Origin of the sequence: Rhizobium alarense (assembly GCF_021555155.1) — a bacterium.
In the GTDB taxonomy this organism is placed as follows: Bacteria; Pseudomonadota; Alphaproteobacteria; order Rhizobiales; family Rhizobiaceae; genus Rhizobium_D; species Rhizobium_D alarense.
Window position 1 is genome coordinate 4,772 of the sequence record NZ_JAKGBU010000131.1, and the last position, 4,011, is coordinate 8,782.

At 59.6% G+C, this 4,011-nt stretch carries 2 protein-coding genes and 1 pseudogene; all 3 read right to left on the reverse strand.

The window, feature by feature from the left end:
• Positions 1-560 (reverse strand): annotated as a pseudogene (locus LXM94_RS24590) (hypothetical protein); the annotation flags it as partial.
• A gap of 9 nt (positions 561-569) precedes the next feature.
• Positions 570-1,217, reverse strand: coding sequence for a KfrB domain-containing protein (locus tag LXM94_RS24595; RefSeq protein ID WP_235774337.1), 648 nt, complete (start codon positions 1,215-1,217; stop codon positions 570-572).
• 98 nt (positions 1,218-1,315) lie between these two features.
• Positions 1,316-3,727, reverse strand: coding sequence for a type IV secretory system conjugative DNA transfer family protein (locus LXM94_RS24600; protein ID WP_235774339.1), 2,412 nt, complete (start codon positions 3,725-3,727; stop codon positions 1,316-1,318).
• Between the last annotated feature and the right edge of the window lie 284 nt (positions 3,728-4,011).

The following is a 4,011-nucleotide window of genomic DNA, read 5'->3' on the forward strand; positions in this document are numbered from 1 at the left end:
TCCTCCCGGTCGCGCTGGCGCAGCTTTGCAGCCGTCGTGAGCGCTTCGTTGACGTTTACTTCCTCGACCTGTTTCGACCGCTCCGGCGTATGCTCGATAACGTTTGTCTCGGCAGCTTCCGCCGCATGGTCAACGCGACCCGCAGGATGCCTTGCAGTCATTTCATTCACGTATATCCGACGGGCAGATTCTTCCGGACTTAGACCGTACTCGTTATGCAGGGCTTCACCCTTGAGCGAACCCTTGCCGTCTGCGTGCTCCAAGATCGTCTTCGCGTTCTTGTCGCCGACGGCATCGGCCAGGGCATCCCCGGCCAAGTCCTTCAAGCGGGCAACCACCTTGTTGCCCATGTGAAACGACACGGTATAGGACGGCTCGCCGTCCTTCTCGGCACGCTCGAAGCGCACCGAAGTAGCCGGCTTGTCGTCAATCTGCGTAACGCCATAGGTAGGACCCGCCAGGGCCGCGTTGATGTCGGCGGTAGTGGTGCGAAGCCGCGCCACCTGTTCCCGGTAGGCTGGATCGACGCCGCCCAGGTCTTTGTTTTCTTCGGTAGCCATATCCGCCCCTTATCGTTCGATGCCGTGATCGGCATGCTTCGTCTGCGCCGGGGCGGACTTTGCCGATTCTTTCGCGCCCTGTTCCTGGCGCTGCGGTGGCTGGAAAGCCTGCTGCGTCACGTTCGTAAGGTGCTTCAAGAACGCCTCGCGCTGCTTCGGATTCTTGATGTTGTCCTGCGCATATTTCTGCGCTTCAGCGAGAACCTTTTCGCCGGGAGCCGGCCGCTTCTCGGCGCGGTCGGTTGACTTCTCGCTGCGCTGCTGGGCTTCGCGTTGAGCATCCCACGGGTAGGCTTTCGCCTGTTCGCCCCGGTAGTGCACTTGGATATTGCGGTTCACCAGGTCATTGTTGGCGTCCCGGCCCTGCAACGATGCACCCTGCATCTGCACGTCTTCGCGACGATGGGCCACAGCGGTTTGCTGGTTCTTGCCGACCGCCTGAACGATAAAATCCTTGTCGGCATGGACCACTGGTCCTTTATAGCTGCCGTCTTCCCTCGCCGGATAAAGCTCGGCTTCCTTGCCGAGCTTGCCGGCAATGGAAGTGCGGAGGTCTTGGGGGATTTCGCCGGCATCCATGCGGTAGGCGACGGGGGTTTTGTCCTTGGCGGACGTGGAGGCCTTGGCGGAATCGCCGGAAGTGCGTTCAGTTGACATAAGCAGGTTCTCCTAAGTAATGGGCAGCGCCCGTATTCGCGTCTCGGCCGGAATGGCCTCGCCCGCAAAATCAATAAACCTGATAACCAATATCATCCTTATTGGTCAGCAGGCTTGTCAAGTATCGACAGATCAAGTAGCGGCTCTTTGGCGGCGAGGTGCTGGGGAAGTTCCTCGCCATCGTCTGGACCTATTTCGTCGTCGTCCGGGAAATCGGACGTGTCCGGCATGTCATCAAAGAGCGCCGCGAGATCCTCATCATCGAGACTGTCGGCATCCGCTTCGTCGGCAACGATGCTGTTTTCGGCAGCTTCATCCCCGGCTACCGGCAGACCACTGTCGCCCCCTGGCGCGTTGTCATCGTCGGCCGCGTCCTCATCTTCAGCAGCGGCAGCAGCATCGAGAGCCGCCATTTCATCGTCGCTAATCGCTTCGCTCGAACCGTCATCCTCGACTTCCTCGCCTTCGTAGTCGCCCGCCGACGCCTCCAATGCGCCGAAGAATTCGCTTACGTAGGCCTCAGCTTCTTCAGCCGAAATTCCTTCGTCGCTGGCGAGAGCCGTCAGCTTGGACGTGTCCAAGGCTAGCTTCTTAAGATCGACGCCTTCGGCAACGTCAGCCGGTGTTGCATCACGCATGCGCGCATGCACCACGGCTTCGTGCAAATCAAAGTCCAGGGGCGGAACAGCCGATGCAAGCTCGCCTGAACCCCAGGCGGCTTCAAGTTGCGATTTCGAAGGACGCTTGCTTCCCAGCTTGCGCAGCGAAGGCGAAACTTCCTTCAGCCGGTCCAAGAACACGCGATCCTCGTAATACGCGATCTTGGTGCATTGAATCGGCTTCGTATTTTCCAGATTGATAATCTGTAGCCGCTGGCTCATTTCCTTCAGTTCCTGCGGCAGCATAAGCGCCCGCTTCTGGCCCGCGCCCTCGCCTTGCGATTCGGAAGTGCTGCCGCCGCCCCGGCCGCCATACGAACGGCTGCGGTTCCGGGCATGCACCGTCTGATAGCCGAGCATTTCCGAATACTCATTCGCGTCCCGCTGTTCGCGGGGCGTGTAGAGAAGCTGACACGCATGGTTCGTGACCAGGGTTCGGGCGCTTTCTCGCCCGTAACCGCGAGGCGCATCGCTTTCGAGTTGGCCCGGCGACTGAATAATCGTCAGTAGCCGCAGGCCATAGCCGGCCATGTACGAATTCGACTTGTCGATGATGCCGATGCGACCGGGAGCCGTGAACTCGTCCATGAGCATCAAGCACTGATATTTCAGCTCCGGTGTCGCATAGAGAAGCTGGTCAGTGTTGAGGTTCACAAGCTGGCTGAAGAACAGATTCAGGACCAATCTGGCTTCAGCGAGCTTGTTCGCCGGGATGCCGAGATAGATCGACATCCGGCGCTTGCGAACGTCGCGCAAATCGAAGTCGTTGGCAGCGGTCGCGGCGTCGAAAATCGGACTAGCCCACAGAGTCAGCGGGACGTTGAAGGTCGCCATGATGCTCGACAGCGTGTTGTCCGAGGTGGACGTAAACCGATTGAGTGCATCGACGCATTCCATCGATAGCGGCGGCAGGCCTTTGCCGTCCCACTGCGTGATCGGCTTCAGCACCTTGACCAGCTCGCCGCTTTCTTCATCGGTTTCCTCGACTTCGCGGAAATTCCGCTGCGTTACGAGGCTTTGAATGTAGTCTTTGACCGGCATGCCTTTGCCCGAGGATTGGCGCAGCAGTTCGCCAATCGTGCGCGGCAGCTCCGGCGTCTCGCACAGGTACAGCGTCAGCCCGAGAAACAAGTTCCGGGCCGCATCGTCAAAGAATGCGTCGCGGCCTTCGCCTGGATACAGCGAATAGCCAATGGCGAGGATTTCCGTCACGCGCTGCTTGGCATCGTCGCTGATATAGCCAAGCGGGTTGTAGCGATGCGTTGTCCCGTCCGCCGCGAACGGGTTGAACAGATAGCATTCCTGTCCGTAGTGGGCGCGATAGCCGGACGTGATCAAGAAGTTTTCCTGTTTCACGTCCAACACCACGACCGAATCCCGCCAGTTGAGCAGGTTTGGGATGACAATGCCGACACCCTTGCCCGAACGCGTAGGCGCGGCCAGCAAGACGAACTGCATTCCCGGAAACATGAGAAAGCGCTTTTTCCACTTGCCGATGATGATGCCGTCCTCGCCGAACAGCCCAGCCCGCGCGACTTCGCCATCATTGGCGAAGCGTGCTTCACCGTGCAGCGCCCGCTGCTGTCGCATCGCACCGATTACGGCCGCAACGATGACGCCGTAGACCACGGTCGCCGAAATACCAAGCGCTATCAACAGGCGCTTCGCAATGGCCGGATCGTCCTGATAAAACTTCCAGTACGTCCACCACGTTGCGAAGTCGGTCTTGCCCATCGGGTTGACCTTCGCCAGGCCGAAGAACACAAAGCCGGAAAGCCAAACGACGCCCACCGTTGCCAGTGCCAGCACGACCAGCACAAATATCAATTTCGCCCATGTGGAACCGCTCATAGAACCTCCGTTATCGGTGATGTCGGCAGCGTGGCGCGCACTGCGCTGAAATTGTCTTGGCGACAGAAGCCCGCGCTCGAGCGCGGAGATCTGTCACCAAGAAGAAAAGGACGTTTGATGGTGACGCCGGCGCAACCTGGCCAGCTCGGGATTGTCACCAAAGGCCGGGAAGCGGGGTCAAGGGTGACACCGGAAGCCGCAGCACGGCCGCAGGCCGTGACCGGGTGAGGATGTCGCCCTTGATGCCGCTGGAGGCCTGTACCCTTTGGGCAGGGATGCAGGGA

What these genes read in the sequence shown, in the direction of transcription:
- LXM94_RS24600 (WP_235774339.1), bottom strand. Translation starts at nt 3,727, where the DNA reads ATGAGCGGTTCCACATGGGCGAAATTGATATTTGTGCTGGTCGTGCTG.
- LXM94_RS24595 (WP_235774337.1), bottom strand. Translation starts at nt 1,217, where the DNA reads ATGTCAACTGAACGCACTTCCGGCGATTCCGCCAAGGCCTCCACGTCC.